This is a genomic window from Vibrio marisflavi CECT 7928 (genome assembly GCF_921294215.1).
In the GTDB taxonomy this organism is placed as follows: domain Bacteria; phylum Pseudomonadota; class Gammaproteobacteria; order Enterobacterales; family Vibrionaceae; genus Vibrio; species Vibrio marisflavi.
In genome coordinates, this window is the sequence record NZ_CAKLDM010000002.1 from 1,739,649 (window position 1) to 1,765,725 (window position 26,077).

At 43.2% G+C, this 26,077-nt stretch carries 21 protein-coding genes and 1 pseudogene; 6 read left to right on the forward strand and 16 right to left on the reverse strand.

The window, feature by feature from the left end; all coding sequences use genetic code 11:
• Window positions 1-45 precede the first annotated feature (45 nt).
• From L7A31_RS14740 to hinT, 7 genes and pseudogenes are all read right to left on the reverse strand, one after another.
• Window positions 46-1,335 carry an NAD(P)/FAD-dependent oxidoreductase gene (locus L7A31_RS14740; protein ID WP_237362535.1) on the reverse strand — a complete coding sequence of 430 codons (1,290 nt, stop codon included), beginning with the start codon at window positions 1,333-1,335 and terminating at the stop codon, window positions 46-48.
• Window positions 1,336-1,728: 393 nt separating this feature from the next.
• Entirely contained in the window at window positions 1,729-2,268 is a 540-nt protein-coding gene (gene ycfP / locus L7A31_RS14745; protein ID WP_237362536.1) for an alpha/beta hydrolase YcfP, read from the reverse strand.
• Between the two features lie 262 nt (window positions 2,269-2,530).
• Window positions 2,531-3,373, reverse strand: a pseudogene (locus L7A31_RS14750) (phosphotransferase); the annotation flags it as partial.
• A gap of 26 nt (window positions 3,374-3,399) precedes the next feature.
• A complete protein-coding gene (gene lpoB / locus L7A31_RS14755) occupies window positions 3,400-3,990 on the reverse strand; it encodes a penicillin-binding protein activator LpoB (RefSeq protein ID WP_237362537.1) in 591 nt (196 codons plus the stop codon).
• Between the two features lie 94 nt (window positions 3,991-4,084).
• Entirely contained in the window at window positions 4,085-4,474 is a 390-nt protein-coding gene (locus L7A31_RS14760) for a YcfL family putative periplasmic lipoprotein (RefSeq protein ID WP_237362538.1), read from the reverse strand.
• The gene (locus L7A31_RS14765; RefSeq protein WP_237362539.1) at window positions 4,471-5,868 is read right to left on the reverse strand and encodes a COG3014 family protein; all 1,398 of its coding nucleotides are present in this window, start codon (window positions 5,866-5,868) and stop codon (window positions 4,471-4,473) included. The genes L7A31_RS14760 and L7A31_RS14765 overlap by 4 nt, the downstream gene beginning before the upstream one ends.
• A 203-nt stretch (window positions 5,869-6,071) precedes the next feature.
• The gene (hinT, locus tag L7A31_RS14770) at window positions 6,072-6,422 is read right to left on the reverse strand and encodes a purine nucleoside phosphoramidase (RefSeq protein WP_237362540.1); all 351 of its coding nucleotides are present in this window, start codon (window positions 6,420-6,422) and stop codon (window positions 6,072-6,074) included.
• 327 nt (window positions 6,423-6,749) lie between these two features.
• Here hinT and L7A31_RS14775 point away from each other — a divergent pair, with 327 nt between their 5' ends.
• Window positions 6,750-7,910 (forward strand): Card1-like endonuclease domain-containing protein, encoded by a 1,161-nt coding sequence (locus tag L7A31_RS14775; RefSeq protein ID WP_237362541.1) that lies wholly within the window; start codon window positions 6,750-6,752, stop codon window positions 7,908-7,910.
• A gap of 56 nt (window positions 7,911-7,966) precedes the next feature.
• Here L7A31_RS14775 and fadR read toward each other — a convergent pair whose 3' ends face one another.
• On the reverse strand, window positions 7,967-8,806 hold the full coding sequence (gene fadR, locus L7A31_RS14780) for a fatty acid metabolism transcriptional regulator FadR (protein WP_237362542.1): 840 nt from the start codon (window positions 8,804-8,806) through the stop codon (window positions 7,967-7,969).
• 740 nt (window positions 8,807-9,546) lie between these two features.
• On the opposite strand from fadR, the gene nhaB reads away from it, so the two are divergent.
• Window positions 9,547-11,136: a Na(+)/H(+) antiporter NhaB gene (gene nhaB, locus L7A31_RS14785; RefSeq protein WP_237362543.1), complete on the forward strand. Its 1,590-nt coding sequence runs from the start codon at window positions 9,547-9,549 to the stop codon at window positions 11,134-11,136.
• 84 nt (window positions 11,137-11,220) lie between these two features.
• Window positions 11,221-11,754 (forward strand): disulfide bond formation protein DsbB, encoded by a 534-nt coding sequence (gene dsbB, locus L7A31_RS14790; RefSeq protein ID WP_237362544.1) that lies wholly within the window; start codon window positions 11,221-11,223, stop codon window positions 11,752-11,754.
• 51 nt (window positions 11,755-11,805) lie between these two features.
• Here the strand turns inward: dsbB and L7A31_RS14795 are convergent, their stop codons facing one another.
• Entirely contained in the window at window positions 11,806-14,664 is a 2,859-nt protein-coding gene (locus tag L7A31_RS14795) for a DNA translocase FtsK (protein WP_237362545.1), read from the reverse strand.
• Window positions 14,665-14,877: 213 nt separating this feature from the next.
• Complete coding sequence (gene lrp, locus L7A31_RS14800; protein ID WP_237362546.1) at window positions 14,878-15,372, reverse strand: leucine-responsive transcriptional regulator Lrp; 495 nt, start codon at window positions 15,370-15,372, stop codon at window positions 14,878-14,880.
• Window positions 15,373-15,528: 156 nt separating this feature from the next.
• Between lrp and ald the strand changes: the two genes are divergently transcribed.
• Entirely contained in the window at window positions 15,529-16,653 is a 1,125-nt protein-coding gene (gene ald / locus L7A31_RS14805; protein ID WP_237362547.1) for an alanine dehydrogenase, read from the forward strand.
• A gap of 66 nt (window positions 16,654-16,719) precedes the next feature.
• Here the strand turns inward: ald and yfbV are convergent, their stop codons facing one another.
• A complete protein-coding gene (gene yfbV, locus L7A31_RS14810; RefSeq protein WP_237362548.1) occupies window positions 16,720-17,172 on the reverse strand; it encodes a terminus macrodomain insulation protein YfbV in 453 nt (150 codons plus the stop codon).
• Between the two features lie 365 nt (window positions 17,173-17,537).
• Between yfbV and L7A31_RS14815 the strand changes: the two genes are divergently transcribed.
• Window positions 17,538-18,734: an acetate kinase gene (locus L7A31_RS14815; protein WP_237362549.1), complete on the forward strand. Its 1,197-nt coding sequence runs from the start codon at window positions 17,538-17,540 to the stop codon at window positions 18,732-18,734.
• A gap of 124 nt (window positions 18,735-18,858) precedes the next feature.
• Complete coding sequence (gene pta / locus L7A31_RS14820; protein WP_237362550.1) at window positions 18,859-21,006, forward strand: phosphate acetyltransferase; 2,148 nt, start codon at window positions 18,859-18,861, stop codon at window positions 21,004-21,006.
• Between the two features lie 95 nt (window positions 21,007-21,101).
• Here the strand turns inward: pta and L7A31_RS14825 are convergent, their stop codons facing one another.
• The 5 genes from L7A31_RS14825 to oppB form a co-directional block, all read right to left on the reverse strand.
• Complete coding sequence (locus L7A31_RS14825; RefSeq protein ID WP_237362551.1) at window positions 21,102-22,055, reverse strand: glutathione S-transferase family protein; 954 nt, start codon at window positions 22,053-22,055, stop codon at window positions 21,102-21,104.
• A gap of 178 nt (window positions 22,056-22,233) precedes the next feature.
• Entirely contained in the window at window positions 22,234-23,226 is a 993-nt protein-coding gene (gene oppF / locus L7A31_RS14830; protein ID WP_237362552.1) for a murein tripeptide/oligopeptide ABC transporter ATP binding protein OppF, read from the reverse strand.
• Window positions 23,223-24,194 carry an ABC transporter ATP-binding protein gene (locus L7A31_RS14835; protein ID WP_237362553.1) on the reverse strand — a complete coding sequence of 324 codons (972 nt, stop codon included), beginning with the start codon at window positions 24,192-24,194 and terminating at the stop codon, window positions 23,223-23,225. Before L7A31_RS14835 ends, oppF begins: the two co-directional genes overlap by 4 nt.
• 18 nt (window positions 24,195-24,212) lie before the next feature.
• Window positions 24,213-25,115, reverse strand: coding sequence for an oligopeptide ABC transporter permease OppC (gene oppC / locus L7A31_RS14840; RefSeq protein WP_237362554.1), 903 nt, complete (start codon window positions 25,113-25,115; stop codon window positions 24,213-24,215).
• A 15-nt stretch (window positions 25,116-25,130) separates the two neighbouring features.
• Window positions 25,131-26,051, reverse strand: coding sequence for an oligopeptide ABC transporter permease OppB (gene oppB / locus L7A31_RS14845; RefSeq protein WP_237362555.1), 921 nt, complete (start codon window positions 26,049-26,051; stop codon window positions 25,131-25,133).
• Window positions 26,052-26,077: the final 26 nt, after the last annotated feature.

Here is a 26,077-nt window from a genome sequence, read left to right on the forward strand (position 1 = left end):
AAATAGCCCCATTGAAGGGGCTATATAGTATCGGATAATCTTTGATTAGTGCAGCTTTAGCTTCGGTCGCAACAAGCGATTTATGCGCCCCATTAGCATGATAAGCAATGTTTTAAACATACCGTGTAGAGCCATCTGGTGCATTCGATACAACGAAATATATACAACACGTGCAATTCGACCTTCAACCATCATCGAGCCTTTGGTTAAGTTACCCATTAAGCTACCAACAGTAGAGAAGCGGCTAAGAGAGATCAAAGAGCCTTTATCTTTATAGATATAAGGTTTTAGCTCACGGCCATTTAGTTTAGCAACAATATTGCTAAACGCGCGGCTAGCCATTTGGTGAGCAGCTTGCGCACGTGGCGGCACAAATGAGCCATCTGGTTGGGTACATTGAGCCAGATCACCGATAACAAAAATATCGTCATCGCGAGTAGTTTGCAGAGTATCCTTAACAACCAATTGGTTGATTCGGTTAGTTTCTAAACTCGCAATCTCTTTCATAAAGTCAGGAGCTTTGATACCAGCGGCCCATACCATGATTTGTGCAGGGATTTTCTCACCGCCTTTCGTGATCAAGCCGTCTTTTTCTGCACAAGTAATCATTGTAGAGGTGCGAACATTAACACCTAGGTTGGTTAGCTCTTTATGTGCAGAGCCAGACAAACGTGGAGGAAGCGCCTGCAAGATTCGCTCGCTAGCTTCAATTAGGTTTATATTCAGTTTGCTAGAATCTAAATCCTTAAAGCCATAGTTGTGCAGTTCTTTAATGGCGTTGTGAAGCTCTGCAGAGAGTTCTACGCCTGTCGCACCACCACCCACAATTGCGATATCTACGATACCTTCACCGTGCTTCGCATGCAGGCGTAAGAATTCGTTATTCATCTCAGTGCGGAATCGACTCGCCTGCTCTGGGCTATCTAGGAAAATACAATTGTCTTTTACGCCCGGTGTATTAAAGTCATTAGATTTTGAGCCAATAGCAAGAACCAGCAGGTCGTACTCTATTTCACGGCTAGGCATCAATAGTTGATCTTGCTCGTCTCTCATCTCACCAAGAGTGATAACTTTACGCTCACGATCGATATCACGTAAGCTGCCAATTCGGAAGTCAAAATGATGGTTCTTAGCGTGTGCACGATAACTTAATGCGTCAACACCTTCATCTAATGAGCCAGTGGCCACTTCATGAAGTAAAGGTTTCCACAAGTGGCTCGCTTTACGATCAACCAGTGTAATATGAGCGCGTTTTTTACGGCCAAGCGTACGGCCAAGTTTTGTGGCAAGCTCTAAACCGCCGGCACCACCGCCAACAACGACAATTCGTGTCACAACAATAATCCTCTAAAAGTGATAAAAATGGCTCAATACGACATAGTGTTCTTTCAAGGTTAAGCGCCTTTAGGCAGCCTCACAACGATCAAGAAACTTCTTTTTGTTCCGCGTATTGATAAATTCTATTTAATTCTGGGTACTAAGTATCCTGTATGCCATCTGAGCTTCACGAATTTATATTGGAAAAAATCGGCCTTTAAGCCAATAAGTTACTATTTTTCGGCAAGTTACGACTTACTCTTACTTTTTTGATATGTATCAACATTTGTATGTTTGCATCATTATATATGCCTTAACCAGTCACGCAACTTTTGATTTGGCTTAATTGGGGGGAAGGTAATCAGAGTAGAAAGGACGCGCGGCCAAGGTTTGTGGCCACGCGAAAATGCTTTACGCATTTCTAAATTCATTAATGCGTTGTAAGTGATGAGATATCTTTTTAAATTTATGAGTTTCCTGCTCATCCCATACTACTTCATAATATGCGTCCAGCTCAGAAGCTGTCTTTTTATTATCCAGTACTTCATCTTCTGAGGACAAAATTACCAAACAATTGTTTTTATTCTTAGATCTAAATTTCTCGACACACTTTGTTGCTATGTCCTCATACTCTTCGGGTCTATCAATTCTACCAACCATATTGTGTTCTGGATGCAAGTTAGGGTTAAAGATTACTTGCTTAATACCACTCAAAAAGCCAATGCGTTCAGACCAATAGCCACCTAAACCTACACCGCATATGATAGTGGATGAATCATCCGAATGCTCTAGAAGCTTGTGCACTTCTTTTAGCAAGTGCTGCATATCATGTTTAGGGTGCAGAGTGCTGTAGTTGATAAACCTGACGTCTTCGTCAATAAATTGAAGCTGAAGAACTTTCTCGTGATTCCCTGGGCTAGTTGAGTCAAACCCATGTAAATATATAATCATAAAACCTCCACGACCTACCTTAAAAGCCTGTTTCAAGCTCTCAGTAAATCTAACATAGAAAGTAAGGCTTTAACGCAGATAAAGCGGATATATCACACAAATTTAGTATTCAGTCGCTTTGGTCGCTTTGGTCGCTTTGGTCGCTTTGGTCGCTTTGGTCGCTTTGGTCGCTTTGGTCGCTTTGGTCGCTTTGGTCGCTTTGGTCGCTTTGGTCGCTTTGGTCGCTTTGGTCGCTTTGGTCGCTTTGGTCGCTTTGGTCGCTTAGAGCTTCCTCCAACTCTTTAGCACTTTGCAAGTAATAATCACCGCCTTTTAGCTGATAGGCCAATAAAAACCACAGCATCGCCATTAGTTTCGCTCTAGGCTGCCACTGAAGCACACCTTCTACCCAGTCATCAACACCTTCAAGGTGACGCATTAAGCAATATCGCTGTACGGATTCTTCTATAGGCTCTTTGCAAGCAATGAGAATCAAGGTTAGGTCAAGTCTCGGATCAGAAAGTGAAGCGTACTCCCAATCAATGATTTTATAGCCACCAGCGGTAGCGACAACATTGTAGGGCCCGAGGTCAAAATGGCACAATGTTTGTGGCACGTCAGGAATCGTAGGGGCTGCACGCCACTGCAGATAAAGTTGGTTCAGTTCTGCTGTCTTCAGGTTAGAGTCGATTTGGATCCAGTAGTGATCAACTCTAGCAGTATAATTAAACGGCGCGATTGCTATTGAGGAGACGTCCATACCATGGACTTTCGCAAACAGTTGAAGCAACGATTCAAAATCGATGGGGTCAGTTTGCTGTTCTTCAATCCATTCAACAAGCAACCCGTTAGAGTTGATAAGGTACGGTTTGGGTGAAAGGTTTTCAGGTTGGATGGCGGACAAAATTCTATGTTCTTGAAATCGTGAGATAGAAAAAGCTTTGAGAACTTGACTATCTGGTCTCCAAACATAGCATTCGCCATTGGTAAGAACAACTTTCCAACAACGGTTAGTTAACCCTCCAGACAAGGTTTGCGCATAGTCTGGAGGGCTTTTAAAGAAGTGATCTAGCGATCCTAGAGAGTTGTCTAGCCGACACGCATCTCGCCACGGCATTCTCGCCATAAATCACTCCTGATGGTCAAGAGACCCTAGAAGCCGATAAGTGCTCTAGATTCTTGTTTACGGATTTGAGTTTCATCTGCCCATTCGATAAGACCTGTTTTCAGATCCATCAAGCGCATAGTCATCTTGTAGTATACATCTTTATCACTACCATTGCTCTGAACGATACTAGACAAGTTTCCGTACAACATGTATTGAGCGCCAACCATGTTACCAAACTTAATAGCTGTATTTTGGTCAACAAGCTCATCGTGGTTTTGGAAGTTCAACTGTTTACGAACGTCATTTACACGGCTCATATCAACAAAGCGGAACTTACCTGAGTTAAGCATCTTAGTACTGATTGAATCTGTAATAGACTCAGTATCAATATGCTGACTAGTTTTGTTCTTGATTCCATCAACAAACACAATCGGACGGTTATTACGCGTAATCGCTGCAATAGAAGGTGACATCAACATACTATCAACCATGTTGTTGGCAATCTTTTGTAGATCTGTTGAGTTAAAATCTACCGACGTTGTATCAACGGCGTTTGGATCTTCGTAAGTGACTTTGTTTGTACAGCCACCGAGAAGAACAGCCAAGCCAATCAATGCAATAGCACTTTTTTTCATATTGGTGTTTCCTCAATTTACTAATTTTGTTTGAGTATATTTATTTAAATCACTTACTAGTAATTTGTTTTTTATAAGCGCATATCCCTAGCACTTAGTCATTGTTCTCACGAATCTGCAAACGGAACTGTGTACCATTTGGATTCAGCGTCACTTCAGACAATGATACTGATGCGTCACCGTAAACAATAGCCTGACGCCAAGGACCTGAACTGGTATTGACTTCCAACCCTTGGTCATTATACCAAGAGAAACGATACAAGATATTCAAATTACCCTTGTATTTACTGGTCAAGCGAACCACGCCACGAGCACGGCCATCAACTTGAGTCGTCGCGATGTCATTTACAACAAGTCTTGAACCAAGTACTTTGTCTCCAAATAGAACCTTGTGAGACTCACCGTCAATTTGTAGCCCTGCAGTATTTTGGGCACACCCTGTTACAAAAAACGCGACAAGTACGAATAAAAGCCACTTTTTCATTCCAATCTTCCTAGTTGTTTGTGCCAGATGACGGCGCTGCCACCTTGGCGTGAAATCCAAACTAATGCTGTATGGCCCGCTTTTACATTGAATTCATAATCGCGCCCTGCAACATTAACGCTTTGCTCTCCAGCTTTGACAAACCGACTAGCAGTATAAACATTACGCGGCAGCGTTTGCCAACTGCGTGTATCCGCTTGCTCAGTAAATGTATTCCATAAGTTTAGAATCAAATTGCTGATTTCCCCTCCTTTAGCAGCAGCTTCGCGTCGAATCTGATCTTTTGCATATATTCGAAGGGCCTGACGAATAATAATAGTAGGCAGTCGCTCTGACAGATCATTTTCAGCCATGGCATTGACGTTCACTAACTTATCTGTGGGCAGTTTTTTGTCGTTTAAACGCAATGGTGAAAATCGTTCAGGTTCAACTTTTGGATAGTACGGGAGTGACAAGGAATAGATAGCACCGCCGCTGCTACTGTACAGTGGCAAAGACAACTTCCACTCTTGCCTAGCTTCAACTTCGCCTTCTTCCTCAATGACAATTACCCGCGCTTGATCTTTCTGCATTGTTTTAGGCTGACCATAGCGCTTCAGCAATAGCTGCAAATCTTGATTCATACCAAGCATATTCGCTACTCGAATCGTGCCATTAATCACTTGTTGATTATCCGGCATCACAGCTAGAGCTCGACGATAATCAACATAAGCGTCATTTAGATCACCAGACGTCTCATACAATAGTGCCGATAAATAGAATAAGTAGGCATTCTGCACTTCTCCCAAAACCTTCCCAGCATTTGGGTAGTTCGCGAGCACGCTGCCTAAGTTTGGTGAAATACCTTCACTTTGCATTTGCTTTTGCGCAGATTTCAGCTCACTCGCTCTGTCTTGTCGAGCTTTCATTTGCACTTGGTTGGCTTGACGCATCTCAACCAATGCACCGGTTAAGTCATTCTTATTGAGGTAATTAAGCCCTAAATAAAGGTGTAAGAAGCCGAGCTCGTAATCTGCAGGTTGGTATTCATTTAAATTGTCGTTAGCGGCTAAAGAACCGATATCTGTTGCTGTATCAGAAATGGAGACGACAGGTTGATTTTGCCACTTCTTCACTGCCTGATCACTTTTCTGGAAACTCGCCATACTATCCGCATACTTTTGATCCAAATAATATACTCGACCTCTTTCCATATTATCGAGGATAGTTCCGGCTATATTGTGCTCCGGAAGAGCCTCTACCGCTTTACTGTAGCGACCCGCTTCCACCGCCTGATAAACACCTTTATTCTGTGCACTATAGTGACTAAATAGATTCCCGCTCGACAAGTTGGCACATGACGTCAGCAAAGAGACTGTAGAAATTGCTATTATGAGCCGAGTATATTTTCGCACCGATGCTTTCCGTTCAAGTAGTGATTAGTCATTTCACCTTCAAGCGCCTATATATGTAAGGCTTGACTTAAAGTTCGCCTGTTCTTGAACTTAAGCTACTTGATAGGTACAAATTTAGATTACTTTGATATATAACAAATGGGCAGTACGCCCATTGAATTTATTACGAATATGTCGAATTGATTGCAATTTTTGCGACGCTGTTAACCGACTAACATAGGCCCTAGCGGACGTCCGCCGACAAGATGCATATGTATGTGATACACCTCTTGACCTCCGTGTTTATTGCAATTTACCAACAAACGATAACCATCTTCTGAGACACCTTCTTGCTCTGCGAGTTTCCTTGCAACAGTAAACATTCTTCCCATGGTCGCTTCATCATCAGCTGTCACGTCATTCACTGTTGGGATCAATTTATTTGGGATTATTAAAATATGTGTCGGCGCTCTTGGGCTAATGTCCCTAAATGCTGTCACTAACTCGTCTTCATAAACGATATCTGCTGGGATTTCTTTGCGAATGATTTTACTAAAGATAGTCTCTTCAGCCATAAAATGCTCCATTACACTATGATTTATCTCGCCCAAGTATGCTTTATACGCCAAGAAAGCTCAATATTATCAACAGGCAATAGTTCTTCCTTAGCGCCAGATTGATGAGTGCGAGTCTTGGCACTTAACTTATATTGATATCGGTTAATATTTCGGGTTTATGTAAAATCCTTGTAAATAAAAGAAAAGAATTGCGAATAACAAAACAGATGACTTGTTTTTGAGGAAATTAACTCAATATCGTAAAAAGGGTGCTGGCCGTCAGATAGTTACGTAAATCCACCGCCTTATAAACTCAAGCAGTAGAAGCCCTTAATGAGGAATGTTATGACTGTTCATGTAGGTATCATTGACTCCGATCCTATTCGCCTAATCACTCCACTTTTAGACAATAGAGTGACTGAGGCAAAAATGATATTTGTTGGCGATATAAGCCAACAGACTATGTTTCAAAGACTGCAACAAGTTCTCAGCCAAAGAAACATTGAATCTGAATTTTATGATATTCCACAAGACGCTAACACATTGCTAATCAAGCAGTCTGCCCAAAAATTAGCAAAAAAACTAACCACAGAAAATGAAAAAGTCGTACTCAATGCAAGCTGTGGTTTAAGGCATCGACTTCTTTGCTTCTATGAGGTTTTCCGTAACTACGAATGGCCTATATTTGTTGTTGAGCCCAACAGCGATCGCTTTTGTTGGCTTTACCCAGAGTCTCGCGCAGATGGTCAAGTGCAAGACAACATTACCATTGCAGACTACCTGACTATTTTTGGTGCACGAGGCGAGTTTAACGAAGAAGAGATATCTCCAAGCCTAAATGAAACCCTGCATCTAATAGGAAAACGCTGGGCTAGCCAAGCACTTGAGTTGGGCCCGGGACTCGCTACTCTAAACTACTTAGCCACAACCTGTAGAAAAGAGCAAAAGCTTGACGTTGAGCTCACCGAAAAGCAGCAAGGCTACCGAGAATTAAGTCAGCTTATCAACGACCTAGTCGATGCTAACATTGCTAACTACGACAAGGGTGTTTTAACTTTTGCCGATGAGAATGCGCGCCGTTTCTCAAATGGAGAATGGTTAGAGAACCTAGTACATACTACGGTTCGACGTATTCAAGACAAGATGCCGACCATACAGGACCATTCACTAGGTGTTCAAGTATATAGAAAGCTTGGTGAACGAGAAGTTAGAAACGAATTGGATGTCGCCTGCGTCGTAAACAATAAACTGCATATTATCGAGTGCAAAACCAAAGGTATGAGAGATGACGGAGACGACACCTTATACAAACTGGAGTCTTTACGAGACCTTCTAGGAGGACTGCAAGCAAGAGCAATGCTCGTGAGTTTCCGCCCATTGAGGTATAACGATATTACACGCGCGGAAGATCTAGGATTAGCACTGATCGGCCCTGAGGAGTTAGGTGATCTTGAGTTGCACCTTACGCAATGGTTCTGGGAAGCCGGTGGCCACGAAGCGTCCTAGAATCAAAAAAGCCTGTCTTCAATGACAGGCTTTTCATTAGAAGACTCTCTTAGGCTCTAGTGTTCATCTTCGGTAAAGTTTGTTGGTAATGTAGTTTTCATTTTGTTCCAGATCTGCGAGCTTTCAAGACCATAATGGCGCACAACTAAAGGTAGTTTATCCCTTTCACCAGAGCGGCAAACATCAAGAAGCTCACGGTAAAAGTTCATTGCTAAAGAACGCGCTGTTTCATTCGAGAAGTAATAGCTTCCAACCCTGTCATATAACTTTTTCAGGCCATTAAAAATTAAGCCATAGATTTGATTTCCTGAGTGGAAAGCCAAACGTTGGAAAAGCATATAGTCGTAAAAGTTAAAGGTTTTCGCGATTAGCGTTGCCTGACGAACTTCCGGGTCTTTTTCACCATCATCGCCAATATACTGAGATATCTTTTCAGCATATGGTGACGCTTCCATAAAAGCATCCCAAGATTCAGCATTCAGTAGTGCTTCACAAGACTCAATCACATTAGATATCGTACGCTCTGAACTCTCTTTGTTCACTTTGAAGGCGTAACGCATAAAGATCGGGCTGATATTCGCGCGAGCTGCTAGCAAGTCTTCCACTATCGCAGTTGCATTATCTGCATCCAGAGTCATGAGCGTGTCTAGGATATGGAGTCCAGACGTTTCCATAAACTCATTAACTTTTGTCGGTTTCCCATGACGAATAGTTAGCCAACCGTCTCTAGCTAATCTTTGCAGGACTTCGCGCAACGTTGTGCGAGTGACACCAATTAGTTCAGAAAGCTCTCGTTCAGCTGGTAAGATTGAACCTGGTGGAAAGCGACCATTCCATATGCTTTCGATAATATACTTTTCTGCAAATCCAGCCGGACTTTTTGCCTTAATGACCATTAATTACTTTTCCAATTTGTTATATTTCCAAGCAACCATCGTGGGCGTGTTGTTGGATGTTTGGGTATAAGAGTCCAATGCAACTCATCATACCACTAGTTTGGCACGATAAAAATAAAATGCATAAAACTTCTCTATCTCACTGTGACGCTACAGCATTCTTGACTCTGGGTTGACACCTATGCGGATTCAGTCAATCAATTTAATTTTTCATAAATAACTGAAAAGCACAGCCTTATACAAAAGGCGCCTGCATATAAATAATTATGACCACTAACTTAGCAAATATGTCCGTCTAAAATACCTAAATACAGTCAGTTATGAGATTAAAAATATGAATACAAGCACCCAATATCATTAACATTTATGCAATTTTAGTAAGATAAAATGCATATAATACGCGCTTACAACACAATCCCTCATAAAAGTTAGTTTATTCCAAGAAAAATTACCAAAACCGCTGCTTTGATCTCGTTTCGAGATAAATCACAGCCTCAACTAAGGCTAAACTGGCGCTAAGTATTGACTCTATAACATTGATCAGTAGAGTTTGCGTCGAGCATGGAGCGCTTGCGATTAATTTTCAGGGAGGGACTGCACAGAATCATCCCTATGATGCTCACTTTTCATAATAAAAACACCTTATCTGTGCAGCGTTAATCTACGTCATTGACTAGCTAGTACCCCTAAATGAATGCAAGCCATATAAATTTGGTTTAAAACAAATAAGAGTATTATTTATGCCGATGTCATTCGGAAACGCTTTTGTCAAAAACTTTCTTGGCAATTCACCAACTTGGTACAAAGCGGCAATTGTTGCTTTTTTAGTCATCAACCCTATCGTATTTCATTTCAACCCATTTGTTGCCGGTTGGCTGCTTGTCGTTGAGTTTATCTTTACTCTCGCTATGGCACTGAAGTGCTACCCTCTGCAACCAGGTGGCTTGTTAGCCATTGAAGCGATTGCTATTGGAATGACTAGCCCAGAACAAGTTAAACATGAATTAGTGAGTAACATCGAAGTTCTATTGCTACTGATCTTTATGGTCGCTGGCATCTACTTTATGAAGCAACTACTTCTTTTCATCTTTACCAAAATATTGCTTGGTATACGCTCAAAAGTTCTCCTTTCACTTTCATTCTGCTTTGTCTCAGCATTTCTATCGGCATTTTTAGATGCTTTAACGGTGATTGCGGTTGTTATCAGCGTCGCGGTCGGCTTCTACGCGATATACCATAAGGTCGCTTCAGGGAAAGGAACCAACTCTTCTCATGACCATACCCAAGACGAACATCTGTGCTCATTGTCACGTGACGACTTGGAGCGCTATCGAGCATTTCTTCGTTCGTTATTAATGCACGCTGGTATTGGTACTGCTCTAGGTGGCGTAATGACCATGGTTGGTGAGCCTCAGAACCTGATCATCGCCGACCAAGCGGGCTGGCAGTTCGGTGACTTCATCATCCGTATGGCTCCAATTACGGTTCCGGTATTCATTTTCGGACTTATCACTTGTGCTCTAGTAGAGAAGTTCAAAGTATTTGGTTACGGCGCTGAACTACCAGACAACGTGCGAAAAATTCTAGTCGATTTCGACAAAGCTGAAAAACAATCCCGAACCAAACAAGATGTAGTCAAGCTGTATGTTCAGGGCATAATCGCAGTTTGGTTAATGATTGGGTTAGCATTCCACTTAGCCGCTGTAGGCCTAATTGGTTTGTCTGTGATTATCCTGGCTACCTCTTTCACAGGTGTAGTTGAAGAGCATCAAATCGGCCGTGCGTTTGAAGAAGCACTGCCATTTACCGCCCTATTAGCCGTATTCTTCTCGATAGTCGCGGTAATCATTGATCAACATCTATTTGGCCCAGTGATCGACGCTGTTCTAAACGTCAAAAATGAAAGTACACAGTTAGCACTGTTTTATGTCGCCAACGGACTACTTTCGATGGTGTCCGACAATGTGTTTGTTGGGACCGTATATATTCTTGAAGTAAAGGATGCTTTAGCCCAAGGGCTTATTTCACGTGAGCAATTTGATTTGTTGGCAGTAGCTATTAACACTGGTACTAATCTACCTTCAGTTGCAACACCAAACGGCCAAGCAGCGTTCTTGTTCTTGCTGACTTCAACACTTGCTCCATTAATCCGACTATCGTATGGCCGAATGGTGTTGATGGCTCTACCCTATACGATTGTCCTTTCACTTGTCGGTTTATTTGGCATCATGTTCTTTATTGAACCAATGACAGCCTATTTCCACCAAATGCACTGGATTACAGACAGTGCAGTTCAAGCTGTCGGGGCCGTAAAAGCTACTAGTCACTAGAAAAACTAGTTGAATATGGAACCAATACAAGATAAAAAGCTCTGATATGTCAGAGCTTTTGTCTATATACCTAAGGGTCACTGTGTGAGTTTACTACTATCAATAAAACAATTTTCAAAACGTCGCTTGTCCTGGTCTCTACTACTACTTTTTACACTATTTTTCGAAGGTAGCGCGCTATTCTTCCAGCATGTCATGCACCTAGACCCATGTGTCATGTGTGTCTATGAGCGTGTATCTATGCTCGGAATCATCATTGGCGCTCTGATTGGTTTAATAAACCCTAAGCATTTCACCTTTTTCTGGATGGGTATGGTTATATGGGCAGCCAGCTCAGCTAAAGGGCTTTCACTCGCGATCGAGCATGTGAGTATTCAATTGCATCCAAGCATATTCAATACATGTAGCCTAGTTCCTGAATTCCCAAGCTGGCTTCAACTTAATCAGTGGTTTCCTTGGATATTCTCTGCAAGTGGAGAGTGCTCAAAAATATCTTGGCAATTCTTAACCCTTTCAATGCCACAATGGTTGATTGTCATCTTTGCCGGCAACCTCATTGCTATTGCAATTATTTTCCTTAGCCAATTTGCTAAGAAATCCGAGTTAAGCCTCCGATAAAAAAATCCCCCGCTATCTTCGCGGGGGATTTCATTGTTACTCTAAGTTCAGTTAGTTCATATCTCTACCCGGTGCAGGAGCGAGTACTTCTCGATTTCCGTTATGGCCCGGTGCACTCACGATACCTTGTGCTTCAAGTTGCTCTACGATTCTCGCTGCTCGGTTGTAACCAATCTTAAAGCGACGCTGCACACCTGAAACAGAACCTCGGCGAGTTTCCACAACATGCTCCACCACCTGATCAAATAGTGGATCCATCTCTTCATCAGTTTCCATTTTTTCGCCTGGAAGCAGTGTTTCTGGAGATTGGTCGCCACTTGTAATTTCTTCGATATACTCAGGCTTGCCACGCGCTTTCCAGTTGTTTACGACCGCATGCACATCGTCATCTGATGCGAACGCCCCATGAACACGAGTTGTATGACTTGAGCCTGGTGGCAAATACAACATATCACCCATGCCAAGCAAAGACTCAGCACCACCCTGATCCAGTATCGTTCTAGAGTCAGTTTTCGTTGATACAGTAAAGGCAACACGAGTTGGTATGTTGGCTTTAATCAAACCAGTAATCACATCAACAGAAGGCCTTTGTGTTGCTAAGATCAGGTGAATACCCGCTGCACGTGCTTTTTGTGCAAGTCGAGCAATGAGCTCTTCCACCTTTTTACCAACGACCATCATCAAGTCAGCAAACTCATCAACAATAACTACTATGTAAGGAAGATTGGTGAGCAAAGGCGCTTCCTGATCCATGCTGTCACCCTCTTTCCATAACGGGTCATGAATCGGGTGTCCTGCCGCAGCAGCCATCTTGAGTTTATCGTTGAAACCTTTAATGTTTCTGACCCCAAGAGCTGACATTAATTTATAGCGACGTTCCATTTCTCCAACACACCAACGCAACGCATTGGACGCATCTTTCATGTCAGTGACAACTTCAGAAAGTAAATGAGGAATGCCTTCGTAAACAGATAGTTCAAGCATTTTCGGGTCAATCATGATGAAACGAACTTCTTCTGGAGTCGCTTTATAAAGCATACTCAAGATCATCACGTTCACTCCAACCGACTTACCTGAACCCGTAGTACCCGCAACCAACACATGAGGCATTTTAGACAGGTCCGCGACTACCGCATCTCCGGCGATATCTTGCCCAAGAACGACCGTTGTTGGAGAGCTCGCATTCTCAAATTGAGGGCTTCCCACTACATCCGAGAAATAAACGGTCTGGCGGCTCATATTTGGTAGCTCTAAGCCAACATAAGGTTTGCCCGGAATAACCTCAACCACTCGTACTGCCATTGCAGAGAGAGAGCGAGCCAAATCCATAGAGAGACTAGAAATACGGCTAACCTTAACGCCAGGAGCCAAATCGAGCTCGAATCGAGTAATTACTGGACCGGGGAATATATCGACGACCTCAGCCTGAATTTTGTAATCAGCCAATTTAGCTTCAACCAAACGAGCGATGTTTTCTAGCGCTTCTCTATCAATAAAGTTTTCTCTCTTTTCAGGATGATAAAGTAGCTCTAACGTTGGCATCGGCTCTTCTGGCACTGGTAAGTCTGTTTCTTTTTGCACCAAGAATGGGTTGTGTTTTTCTTTTGCTGTCACCTTCGCATCAGCAACCATATCTTGAAATGCTTGCACATCTTGATCGATATTTTCAGCAACCTTCTCTTCTACTTCGTCATCAATATCAAAAGAAGAAATGACCGGTTGCTGGTGCGCTTCATCAGATTCGAAGTCATCAAAAACCTGTTCAAACTGCTCAGTATCTATAACCGGATCAACTGGGTCAGTGTCAATATTCCATGGGGTGTCCTGAACAACCACAGACTCCTTTTCAGCAAAAGGCTCAGAAGTAACCTCTTCATGTACTGAAGCTATCGGTTCATTTAAAGAGTTATCAACAACCGAAAGCCCATCCTGACTTGCCGCTGCGCGTTCTAGCTCTTCAATAGTAGCGTTTAAATCTTGCCTTTGAGTCTCTATGTCTGAGTCTGCGAGCGTGAATTCTTCAGAAACTGCATCGGTACCCGTTTTAAGGAAGTTTGGCACTGGCTCTTTGCGCTCTTGCTTCGATTTCTCTGGGACATGTATATTGAACTTACGCTTAATGGACTTAGTTTCCATTAGAGGGTCGCTAATTTGCGCCTCCTCAATAGCTTCATTTTCAACAACTTTTTCCTGAGGTTTTGACGACTCTATCAGTAGATCATCTTTTGCCGCAAAGCTTGTTGGTTGAATAAGCTCATCTTTCTCACCGCGAGCACGATTGAACAATGAGGTTAAAGCACTGATTGCTTTTTCACCCAACCACTCCACAACTCTTAACCATGAAATACCAGTAAGAAGAGTAAAACCCGCTCCCCACAAAAATAGGAAAACGAGCGTTGTCCCCAACACGTTTAGTGTTGGCAGAGCAAGGTTAGTAAGCACATCCCCTATTACACCACCAGAGGAAAAGTACCAAATATCATTCGCGTTAATATCAGCTAAACCACAGCTAGTTGAGATAAGAATCACCAAGCCTAAAACGCGGGTGCCCCAAAGCATAAAATCAATGGGCTCGCCACTGTCTTTCTTCCGATAGTAAACCCACGAAGAAATTACCAATAAGAAAGGCACTAAATAAGCTAGCACTCCAAATGTGAAAAAGAGTGTATCTGCGACATAAGCTCCGACGAAACCACCAGCATTATTGATATGCATGCCCCACGCAGTTTGGGACCATGAAGGATCAGCTGGGCTGAAAGTGATAAGCGCCACAAATAGCAACATGGAGACAAGTACGGCTAGGATTAACCCGCACTCTTTGAGGCGTTGCGAACCGTTTAAACGGAAAGGACGAGGCACTTCACCCGTTTTAACGATAGTTTCGACTTTATTCTTGCTCTCTTTGAACATAAATTACTGAATCATCCGCTGACACTATCCATTTTAGGATAGGCACTGTTAAATACAATTTGAGCGGTGTTGGCCGATTACCTTAAGTTTAGTCATTTATAAACAAATGATTAAAACGAAAAAACAACGAGCCAGCAACCACTCATAAAGATTTAAACATATCGAGGTTCAAAACCCAATTGCCGAAAGTCAGAATATAGAAAGGTATTTCGGCTAACGAGTTTTGATGACTAAATGATTGGTCTGCTTAACTTCTTCCATTACAACGTAGGTTCGGGTGTCATTGACACCAGGTAAACGTAGCAAGGTATCCCCAAGCAATTTTCGATACGCACTCATATCTGACACTCGGGTCTTCAACAAGTAGTCAAAATCACCAGAAACTAAGTGGCACTCTTGGATATCATCTAATTTTTGAACGGCTGTATTAAATTGTTCGAAGACATCCGGTGCACCACGATTTAACGTAATTTCAACAAATACCAATAGAGAAGCATCAAGGTATTGTGGGTTGAGTAGCGCTGTATAACCCAATATGTAACCTTGACGCTCTAGTCGACGTACCCGCTCTAGACACGGGGTTGGAGACAAACCGACTCGCTTCGACAATTCAACGTTAGATATACGACCATCCTTTTGCAATTCATTAAGAATATTGCGATCGATTCGGTCGAGATCTTTAGACGGCTTTTTATAGTTGTCTACCATTTTTTATTCCACCTTATAACTTCCTTGCAAAAATTTATACTACATTTTTTTAATATTCAGTATCAAATATCGCCAATCAACTACTATACTAGATGTAAACTCGATATAAATACAACATTAATAGTTAATATAACCATGAAACATAAAGGAGTCAGGATGATCATTGGCGTACCAAAGGAAATCAAAAACCACGAGTACCGTGTTGGAATGATCCCCGCAAGCGTGAGAGAACTAATCTCTCTTGGCCACCAAGTCTACGTAGAAACCAAAGCCGGTTCGGGCATTGGCTTTTCAGATGATGATTACATATCTGTAGGTGCATCCATTCTTCCTACCGCGTCTGACGTATTCGCCAAAGCGGATATGATTGTAAAAGTTAAAGAACCGCAAGCTGTTGAGCGCGCTATGCTTCGCGAAGGGCAAATTTTATTCACTTATTTGCACCTAGCACCAGATCTTCCACAAACAGAAGACCTAATTAAAAGCAAAGCTGTCTGTATAGCCTATGAGACTGTAACAGATAATATGGGAAGATTGCCACTTTTAGCACCAATGTCTGAGGTTGCTGGCAGAATGTCCATTCAAGCTGGTGCTCAAACGTTAGAGAAGTCTCACGGTGGACGCGGATTGCTACTAGGCGGCGTACCGGGTGTTGAACCTGCGAAAGTTGTCATTGTTGGTGGCGGCGTTGTAGGTGCTAACGCGGCAAGAATGGCTGTCGGCCTTCGTGCAGACGTGACGATTCTAGATCGAAACCTAGATACCCTACGTAAGCTAGACGAAGAATTCCAAGGGCAAGCTAAAGTTGTCTACTCAACTGAAGATGCTATCGAGAAGCACGTTCTAGCAGCAGACCTTGTTGTCGGTGCAGTACTTATCCCAGGTGCTGCAGCACCTAAGCTGATTACTAAAGACCACATCAAGCGAATGAAAACCGGTAGTGCTGTTGTCGATGTTGCAATCGACCAAGGTGGCTGTTTCGAAACATCTCACGCTACAACACACGCAGAACCAACTTACATTGTTGATGATGTCGTTCACTACTGTGTAGCTAACATGCCAGGTGCTGTCGCGCGCACTTCTACTTTTGCATTAAATAACGCGACTCTACCTTACATTATCAAGCTAGCAAACCAAGGCTACCGCGAAGCGCTACTTAGCGACAACGGTTTCCTAGAAGGATTGAACGTAATCCACGGTAAAGTGACTTGTAAAGAAGTAGCAGAGAGCTTCAACCTAGAATACGTAGACGCTGAGAAAGCAATCGCGATGTTCAACTAAGTTTCCGCTCAGTATAAAAAAACCTCACGCCAATGCGTGAGGTTTTTTTGTTTGGAGATATTTGGATTAAAACCAACGTTCTAGAGCAGTCTTATCTAATTGCCTAAATGCACGATTCAAAATACTTGCTAGCTCTTTGTAACGAGGCTTTGACTTAGCAGGCTCTAAAGCAAAACCAGTTTCAGTGATTTTCTGGTGAATTTCGCGATACCAACCAGCTAATGCAGGTGGCAACTGTGTATTAGCTCGATTACCCAACCACCAAACACCCTGTAGAGGCAAGCTAATAGCAAAAAGAGCAATAATGACCGCCTGCGGCATTGCTTGCTCGTTATGGAACACCATCTGAGTCAAAACACTAATCGCTGCAATAGCTGGCATCACTTTAATGCCAAACTTTGTTGCTTTGATTATTCTTTGCTCTGGGAAAAGCAGATTGAGTTCCTTACGCATAGGCCAAGAGTCCATATACTTCTGACCACTTTTTAAGCTGCGTATCAAACCAACTTTATTACTCATAATCCCCCCACCACTCGTCTGGCCGATCTTTAAAAAAAGTTGAACATCTAAACAAATGACGTAATTGATTACCTTTTTTTATAATTCATCAATTTTTTTTAATTTGATCAATTTTTTGTTATATTAACAAATCTATTATTCACCATTAATAACGGTGTCTAGTTCTCATTGTTGCTTATTTTGTCAATATGAGCAACTTTAGGATAGATTTGTTAGGACAACCTTAGGTAAACACACTCAAGGTAACCTTTTTCGATATGGAAATTGAAGTTTTTTTGACCAAGATTAAGTACGTGCTCACAAAGCTGCTTACTATTTCTGAGGTTTATTTTTTTGTCACAATCGATAATCACAGGTAGTCACTCATGTCTAAGCTAGTTTTAGTATTAAACTGCGGTAGTTCATCACTTAAGTTCGCTATTGTCGACCCAAGCACTGGCGACGAATACCTAACAGGTCTTGCTGAATGTTTATACCTTTCTGATGCCCGCATAAAGTGGAAGCTGGATGGTAAACACGAAGCGCAACTAGGTGAAGGTGCAGCTCACGATCAAGCGCTAGCTTTCATAGTAGAGACTATCTTAGCGTCTAAGCCTGAGTTGGCCGAGCAGCTAAAAGCTGTAGGACACCGCGTTGTTCATGGTGGAGAGAAGTTCACTCAGTCTGCACTTATCAATGATGATGTGGTTAAAGGCATTGAAGACTGTGCGACTCTTGCGCCTCTTCATAACCCTGCAGCAATCATTGGTATCAAAGCTGCACAAAAAGCATTCCCGGGTCTACCTATGGTTGCTGTTTTTGATACTGCATTCCACCAAACAATGCCTGAAGAAGCTTACCTATACGCGCTTCCATATAGCCTATATAAAGAACACGGCATCCGTCGCTACGGTATGCACGGCACTTCTCACCTATTTATTACTCGTGAGACAGCAAAACGTCTAAACAAGCCAGTTGAAGAAACCAGCATCATTAACTGCCACTTAGGTAACGGTGCTTCAGTTTGTGCTGTTAAAGATGGTAAGTGTGTAGATACCTCAATGGGTCTTACTCCACTTGAAGGTCTAGTAATGGGTACTCGTTGTGGCGATATCGACCCTGCTATCATTTTCCACCTACATGACAACCTAGGTTACTCAGTTGATCAAATCAACACTATGCTAACTAAAGAGTCTGGTCTACAAGGTCTAACAGAAGTGACTTCTGATTGCCGTTTTGTTGAAGACAACTACGGTGAAAAAGAAGAAGCGACGCGCGCAATGAACGTTTTCTGTCACAGCCTAGCTAAATACATCGCTGGCTACACAGCAACACTTGACGGCAAGCTAGATGCAATCGTATTTACTGGTGGTATTGGTGAAAACTCTGCACCAATTCGCGAAATGGTTCTTAACCGTTTAGGTGTACTTGGTATTGAAGTAGACAGCGAAGCTAACTTAGCAGCGCGCTTTGGTGGCGAAGGTGTCATAACAACTGAAAATAGCCGCGTTCCAGCGATGGTTATCTCAACAAACGAAGAACTCGTTATCGCTGAAGATACGGCTCGTTTGTCAGGACTATAATTTCTTTTCTTGGCCAGCGACTCTTGCTGGCCAGATTTTTTAAAGGGGCTCAACTTCTAATATTGTTACACCCCCCAACAAGAAGTTGAACATTATTTAAGTTTACATAGTAAGGTACTATACAATGTCCCGTACAATCATGCTCATCCCGACTAGCACTAGCGTAGGTTTAACTAGTGTCTGCACGGGTGTACTTCGTGCAATGGAGCGTAAAGGTGTCGACGTTGCTTTTTATAAGCCGATTGCCCAACCAAGATTAGACAATTCAAACCATCCAGATCTAACATCTGCAATTATTCAGGCTACAAGTGATATCAAAATCGGTGAGCCTACATCAATCGCTGAAGCTGAACACCTGATTGGCGCAGATAAAACTGACGTTTTGCTTGAAACAATCGTTGAAAGATACAACGCCGTCAATAAAAACTCTGCAGTAACTTTGATCGAGGGTATCGTTCCAACACGTAAGCACCCTTTTGCAAACCAAATTAACGCAGAAATCGCAGCGACTCTAGGTGCAGAAATCGTACTGGTTGCAACTCCAGGTACAGACAACCCTATGCAGCTTAAAGAGCGCATTGAAGTTGCTTGTTCACACTTTGGTGGTATCAAAAACAAAAATATCTCTGGCGTAATCATCAATAAGCTGAACGCTCCTGTTGATAGCTCAGGTCGTACTCGCCCAGACCTTTCTGAAATTTTTGATGACTCAACAGCTGCAATTCACACCAACCTTGAAGTGATGCAAATCTTCAACTCAAGCCCAATTAAAGTGCTTGGTTGTGTGCCTTGGACGCTTGACCTGATTGCAACTCGTGCAATTGATATCGCGAACCACCTAAAAGCTGAAATCATCAATGAAGGTGATATCAACTCTCGCCGTATCCGTAGCATCACGTTCTGTGCGCGTTCTCTACCGCACATGCTTCAGCACTTCAAACCAGGGTCATTGCTAGTCACATCAGGTGATAGACCAGACGTTATCGTTGCAGCTTCACTTGCAGCAATGAACGGTGTTGAAATTGGTGCAATCCTTCTTACTGGTGGCTATGAGCTTCCAGCTGAAATCCAGCACCTATGTCAACCAGCTATTGATACTGGCTTACCAATCATCCGTGTTGAAGGCAACACGTGGCAAACTTCTCTGAACCTTCAAAGCTTCAGCTTAGAAGTACCACCAGATGATAAAGAGCGTATCGAGCTTATCAACGAACACGTTGCAAGCCACATCGATGTTCCTTGGATCGATTCTCTAAGTGAAGGTTCGCAAGGTACTAAGCGCTTCAGCCCACCAGCATTCCGTTACCAACTTACTGAACTTGCAAGACAAGCACGCAAGCGCGTTGTGCTACCTGAAGGTGATGAGCCACGTACTGTTAAAGCTGCAGCAATCTGTGCTGAACGTGGTATCGCACAATGTGTGCTTTTAGGTAACCCAGAAGAAATCCGCCGTGTAGCTGCTCAACAAGGTGTTGAGTTAGGTGCTGGCGTTGAAATCATCGATTCTGAAAAAGTGCGCAACAACTACGTATCACGCTTAGTTGAGCTTCGTGAGAAGAAAGGCATGACTGAGGTCGTTGCACGCGAGAAGCTAGAAGATTCAGTATTCCTAGGCACTATGATGCTTGAGAACGACGAAGTTGACGGCCTAGTTTCTGGTGCTGTTCATACGACAGCAAACACTATCGTTCCTCCGTTCCAAATCATTAAGACAGCGCCAGGCACATCTGTTGTTTCTTCTGTATTCTTCATGCTACTGCCTGACCAAGTACTTGTTTACGGTGATTGCGCGGTTAACCCAGATCCAAACGCAGAACAGCTAGCTGAAATTGCAATCTCTTCAGCAGAATCAGCAGCAGCGTTCGGTATCGAACCACGTGTAGCTATGATCTCATACTCTACTGGTGAATCTGGTTCAGGTGCTGATGTAGATAAAGTACGTGAAGCAACACGCATCGCGAAAGAGAAGCGCCCAGACCTAATCATTGATGGCCCACTTCAATATGATGCGGCTATCATGGAAAGCGTGGCAGCTTCTAAAGCACCTAACTCTCCTGTTGCAGGTAAAGCAACTGTATTTGTATTCCCAGATCTAAATACTGGTAACACAACATACAAAGCGGTACAGCGTTCTGCAGATCTCGTATCAATTGGTCCAATGCTGCAAGGCATGCGCAAGCCAGTGAACGACTTATCACGCGGCGCATTGGTAGACGATATCGTTTACACCATCGCTCTAACTGCTATCCAAGCATCACAAGCAGAAGCTTAATTTAAACTCTCTGTCTTGCTAGAGCCAAAGGCCCTCAAGTTGTCTTGAGGGCCTTGTAAATTTTAGCGAGTAAATTAATCTCAGCTTCAGGTAAGCTAACGTGAAAACTTTTGCACTCGGTTATGTACGCTATCTAAGTCCAGCTCTGGCCCTACTGGCACCACCTGTGTCGGGTTAATTTGAGTATGGCTGAAGTAATAGTGTCGTTTAATATGATAGAAATCGACCGTCTGCTTCACCCCTTCCACTTGATAGAGCTCTTTTAGATAATTCTGAATATTTGGATAATCCAAAATACGCTTCTTATTGCATTTAAAGTGCCCAACGTAAACCGCATCAAAACGTACTAGAGTTGTAAACAAACGCCAATCAGCTTCAGTGATTTGATTGCCAACCAAATACCTGTTGTTGTCTAGATGTGACTCCACTTCATCTAGTGCATTAAACAGAGACTCATAGGCTTCTTCATATGCTGATTGAGTCGTTGCAAATCCACAACGATAAACGCCGTTATTTATATTCGGGTAAATGAAATCATTCCATTTATCAATTTCGCTGTGCAAGACTGCTGGGTAATAGTCGTCGTGATTTCCAGTAAGGTCATTAAATGCTGTGTTAAACATACGAATAATTTCAGATGACTCGTTGCTAACAATGGACTCAGTTTTCTTATCCCACAATACAGGTACCGTTACTCTACCGGTATAGTCCGGTTTAGCTTGCGTGTATATTTGATGCAAACGAGTATGACCAAAGAGCGGCTCTGGCAATCCCATTTGCCAACCTTCATTTAACATATCCGGGCACACAACAGTAATGTCGATATGAGAAGTAAGTTGCTTGAGTTCACGAAAGATCAGCGTTCGATGGGCCCAAGGACAAGCTAGGGAAACATACAAATGATATCGGCCTGATTCTGGCTTGAACTGTGCGTCAGGTCTATTTTCAATCCAGTTGCGAAAGCCCGCATCTTCACGAACAAACTTGCCGTTGTTTTCTTTTGTTTCATACCAAACGTCGTGCCAGACTCCGTCTACAAGCTTACCCATAACATTCACCTATTGTTAATTGACTAACCTAGTCATTCAGTATAGAGACACGTGTTTTACGATGAAGGTGAAGAAGTTGACCTTGATGTTTGAAAATATTGAAGGAGCAGTGAGAAACCCCAAAAGCGCGGCCGGTTCTTGCGGCCGCGCTTAGCGCTACTAAAGACCAATTACATAGCTATATACCAGCTTGCAGGCAAGATACCGCATGAATGGCATCACCTTTCATTTGTGGTTTGGTCTTCGCACACTCTTCATTCGCTTGCGGACAACGAGTTCGAAACACACAACCCGATGGCGGGCTGATGGGTGACGGCAAGTCCCCTTCCAGCATCTCGATATGCTTGTTGCGCTCTAGTTTCGGATCGGGGATCGGCACTGCAGACATCAATGCTCGCGTGTAAGGGTGTTTCGGATCAGCAAATAGTGGCTCCGATTCACCCAGCTCTACAGCATTACCTAAATACATCACCAATACTCGATCTGAGATGTGCTTTACTACCGATAAATCGTGCGCAATGAACACTAAGCTCAAACCCAGTTCTTTTTGCAACTCTTTAAGTAGGTTCACCACCTGAGCTTGAATCGACACATCAAGTGCTGATACCGGCTCATCACAGATGATCATTTTTGGTCTGAGTATCAAGGCTCGCGCAATACCAATACGCTGACATTGCCCACCTGAAAACTCATGCGGATAACGGTTAATCACGTTGGGTAATAAACCCACTTTCGCCATCATCTCTTTGACTCGAGATTTCACTTCCTCTTTGCTGAGCTTTGGATAGAAGGTTTTCAGTGGCTCTGCAATAATATCGCCAACGGTCATCCTTGGGTTTAGAGAAGCCAGTGGATCTTGGAAAATCATCTGGATCTCTTTACGGGTTTCACGGCGCTGCACTTCTTGCATTTTGGTTAGGTCTTGCCCTAACCACACCACTTCACCGTCAGTCGACTCCACTAAACCAATAATGGCTCGTGCAAAGGTCGATTTACCACAGCCCGACTCTCCTACTACGCCTAGTGTCTCACCTTCATAAAGCTGAATATTCACGCCATCGACGGCTTTAAGGTTGGCAGGTTTGGACCACGGCCACGCCGATTTCGAAGCAATACTAAAGTGAACTTTTAAGTCTTTTACATCCAGCAGTAATTGTTTTTCAGCCATCATTTTGTCCAAGCCTCCCAATCAGAAAAACACGCGCGTTGACGACCTTGAGCAAACGGCTTCAATATCGGCGCTTCAGATTTACAGCGATCACCCACACGGTGACAACGCTCTTGGTAAGGACAGCCCGGTGGCAGCCTCAGTAGGTTTGGCGGGTTACCCGGAATGGTTGGCAGAATTTCGCCTTCGGTATCCAAACGAGGGATCGCTTTGAGCAAACCTTCTGCGTATGGGTGGCTTGGGTTGTAGAAGATTTCATCCACGGTACCGTATTCCATGGTACGGCCTGCATACATCACCAACACTTTGTCACACGAACCGGCTACTACACCTAAATCGTGGGTGATCATGATGATGGCGGTATTGAACTCGCTTTTTAACTCATTCAATAATTCCATGATTTGCGCTTGTACGGTCACGTCTAGTGCCGTTGTGGGTTCATCGGCAATCAACAGCTTTGGCCGACAAAGTAGTGCCATGGCAATCATCACACGCTGACGCATACCACCAGAAAACTCATGCGGGTACATCGTAATACGCTTACGCGCTTCTGGTATTTTTACCGCTTCGAGCATACGAACTGATTCTTCAAACGCTTCCGCTTTGCCCATGCCTTTATGCAGCATCAGCACTTCCATTAGCTGATCGCTCACCTTCATGTACGGGTTCAATGAAGTCATCGGATCTTGGAAAATCATCGCAATTTGCTCAGCGCGAACTTTATTCAAAGCTTTCTCTGGCAAATTCAGAATTTCATTGCCCTCGAACTTGGCGCTGCCCGTAATGTTACCGTTTTTGGCTAGCAAGCCCATCAAAGCAAATACAGTTTGCGATTTGCCCGAGCCTGACTCCCCCACAATACCCAAGGTTTCACCTTGATTGAGGGAGAAATTTAAATCGTTGACTGCGGTGACGATACCATCGTGAGTGGTAAACTCGACGCGCAGATCTTTGACATCTAATAAACTCATTTTTCTTTCCTCAATCGGTTATCTGTCTTTTGGATCCAGCGCATCACGCAGACCATCACCAAGGTAGTTAAAGCAGAATAGCGTCACAATCATGAAGGCAGCAGGGAAAGCCAATTGCCAGATAGCAACTTGCATATTATTGGCACCTTCTTGAAGCAGTGCGCCCCAACTGGTCATTGGCTCTTGAACACCTAAGCCAAGGAAAGATAAGAATGATTCAGTCAAAATCATATTTGGGATTAATAACGTCGCATAGATCGCAACCAAACCGAGAACATTCGGCACAATGTGGCGGGTGATGATTCGCCATTTGCTGACACCGCTTATGTGTGCCGCTTCAATAAACTCTTTATTGCGCAAGCTCAGGGTTTGACCGCGTACAATTCGTGCCATATCCAGCCATGAGATAGCTCCTATAGCTACAAAAATAAATATCAAATTCCGACCAAAAAAGGTTACTAATACAATAACCAAAAACATAAATGGTATTGCGTAGAGAATTTCTACAAACCGCATCATTAAACGGTCGGCACGACCACCGATAAAGCCCGATGCTGCACCATAAAGCGTACCAATGATAACGGCTACCAGCGCCCCCAATACCCCAACCATCAGCGAGATTCGACCTCCAACCAAAGTGCGCACGTAAAGGTCACGCCCCAGACTATCCGTGCCAAACAGATGTGCCCACGACGGCGCTGCTTGCATGGCATACCAGTCAGTTTGTGAGTAGCTGTATTGCGAAAACATTGGCAAGAATATTACTGACAATGTAATAAGAAATAGAATGAACAAACTGACCATCGCTGCTTTGTTTCGCATAAAGCGAATACGCGCGTCTTGCCACAGACTACGACCTTCTATTTCAAGGTTTTCGGAAAAGCTATCTATTGCTTCTAAGCTTGCTTGTTTTGATAACATATTCTGAACTCCAACTTAGAAACGTATCTTCGGATCGATGTATGCTAATAACACATCAACAACCGCGTTAAAAATTATGAATAAGAAACCAATGATGATGGTGATCCCCATAACCAGTGAATAGTCACGGTCAAATGCAGCTTGGACAAACAACTTGCCAATACCTGGAATCCCAAAAATGGTTTCAATAACCACTGAACCGGTAATGATGCCGACAAAGGCTGGCCCCATATAAGACACAACAGGCAGCAATGCTGGCCTTAGAGCGTGCTGAATGATAATTTGTCTATAGCTCAAACCCTTCGCGCGAGCAGTTCGAATAAAATTGCTGTTTAGAGTTTCAATCATCGAGCCACGCGTAATGCGTGCAATCGAGGCCACGTACAGCAGAGACATACTGACCACTGGCAATACCATATACTTGGCCGCGCCTCCCATCCAACCTCCAGCGGGTAACCACCCCAGCTGCAAGGCAAACAAGTATATGAGTATCGGAGCTATAACAAATGAAGGCATCACCACCCCTAGCATGGTTGTCGACATCACTGAATAGTCAAACATGGTATTTTGCTTTAAGGCAGAAAGAGTTCCGACCGATACGCCCAGAAGAATAGTGAATATAAAAGCTACTGCTCCTATTTTGGCTGACACTGGTAGCGCCGTATCAATCAACTCATTAACGGTGTAGTCCTTATATTTGAATGAAGGCCCAAAATCACCTTTCACAATGCTCGTTAAATAAGTGATGTACTGATCATATACAGGCTTATTCAAGCCGTATTTGGCATTAATATTAGCCATTACTGCAGGTGGTAAAGGGCGCTCGCTAGAAAAAGGATTACCCGGCGCAAAGCGTATCAGAAAGAAAGAGATGGTAATCAACACCAACATGGTTGGTATCGCTTCAAGTATTCTTGTAATAATGAATTTAAACATAAACTCACTCTGTAATTATGCCTTTA

Bases quoted from the DNA above. Each gene is read 5' to 3' on its own strand.
- fadR (WP_237362542.1), bottom strand. From the start codon at position 8,806: ATGGTCATTAAGGCAAAAAGTCCGGCTGGATTTGCAGAAAAGTATATT.
- yfbV (WP_237362548.1), bottom strand. From the start codon at position 17,172: ATGAGTAATAAAGTTGGTTTGATACGCAGCTTAAAAAGTGGTCAGAAG.
- L7A31_RS14760 (WP_237362538.1), bottom strand. From the start codon at position 4,474: ATGAAAAAGTGGCTTTTATTCGTACTTGTCGCGTTTTTTGTAACAGGG.
- ald (WP_237362547.1), top strand. From the start codon at position 15,529: ATGATCATTGGCGTACCAAAGGAAATCAAAAACCACGAGTACCGTGTT.
- pta (WP_237362550.1), top strand. From the start codon at position 18,859: ATGTCCCGTACAATCATGCTCATCCCGACTAGCACTAGCGTAGGTTTA.
- oppC (WP_237362554.1), bottom strand. From the start codon at position 25,115: ATGTTATCAAAACAAGCAAGCTTAGAAGCAATAGATAGCTTTTCCGAA.
- L7A31_RS14815 (WP_237362549.1), top strand. From the start codon at position 17,538: ATGTCTAAGCTAGTTTTAGTATTAAACTGCGGTAGTTCATCACTTAAG.
- L7A31_RS14775 (WP_237362541.1), top strand. From the start codon at position 6,750: ATGACTGTTCATGTAGGTATCATTGACTCCGATCCTATTCGCCTAATC.
- hinT (WP_237362540.1), bottom strand. From the start codon at position 6,422: ATGGCTGAAGAGACTATCTTTAGTAAAATCATTCGCAAAGAAATCCCA.
- lrp (WP_237362546.1), bottom strand. From the start codon at position 15,372: ATGGTAGACAACTATAAAAAGCCGTCTAAAGATCTCGACCGAATCGAT.
- nhaB (WP_237362543.1), top strand. From the start codon at position 9,547: ATGCCGATGTCATTCGGAAACGCTTTTGTCAAAAACTTTCTTGGCAAT.
- L7A31_RS14825 (WP_237362551.1), bottom strand. From the start codon at position 22,055: ATGGGTAAGCTTGTAGACGGAGTCTGGCACGACGTTTGGTATGAAACA.
- oppF (WP_237362552.1), bottom strand. From the start codon at position 23,226: ATGATGGCTGAAAAACAATTACTGCTGGATGTAAAAGACTTAAAAGTT.
- L7A31_RS14795 (WP_237362545.1), bottom strand. From the start codon at position 14,664: ATGTTCAAAGAGAGCAAGAATAAAGTCGAAACTATCGTTAAAACGGGT.
- oppB (WP_237362555.1), bottom strand. From the start codon at position 26,051: ATGTTTAAATTCATTATTACAAGAATACTTGAAGCGATACCAACCATG.
- lpoB (WP_237362537.1), bottom strand. From the start codon at position 3,990: ATGAAAAAAAGTGCTATTGCATTGATTGGCTTGGCTGTTCTTCTCGGT.
- L7A31_RS14835 (WP_237362553.1), bottom strand. From the start codon at position 24,194: ATGAGTTTATTAGATGTCAAAGATCTGCGCGTCGAGTTTACCACTCAC.
- ycfP (WP_237362536.1), bottom strand. From the start codon at position 2,268: ATGATTATATATTTACATGGGTTTGACTCAACTAGCCCAGGGAATCAC.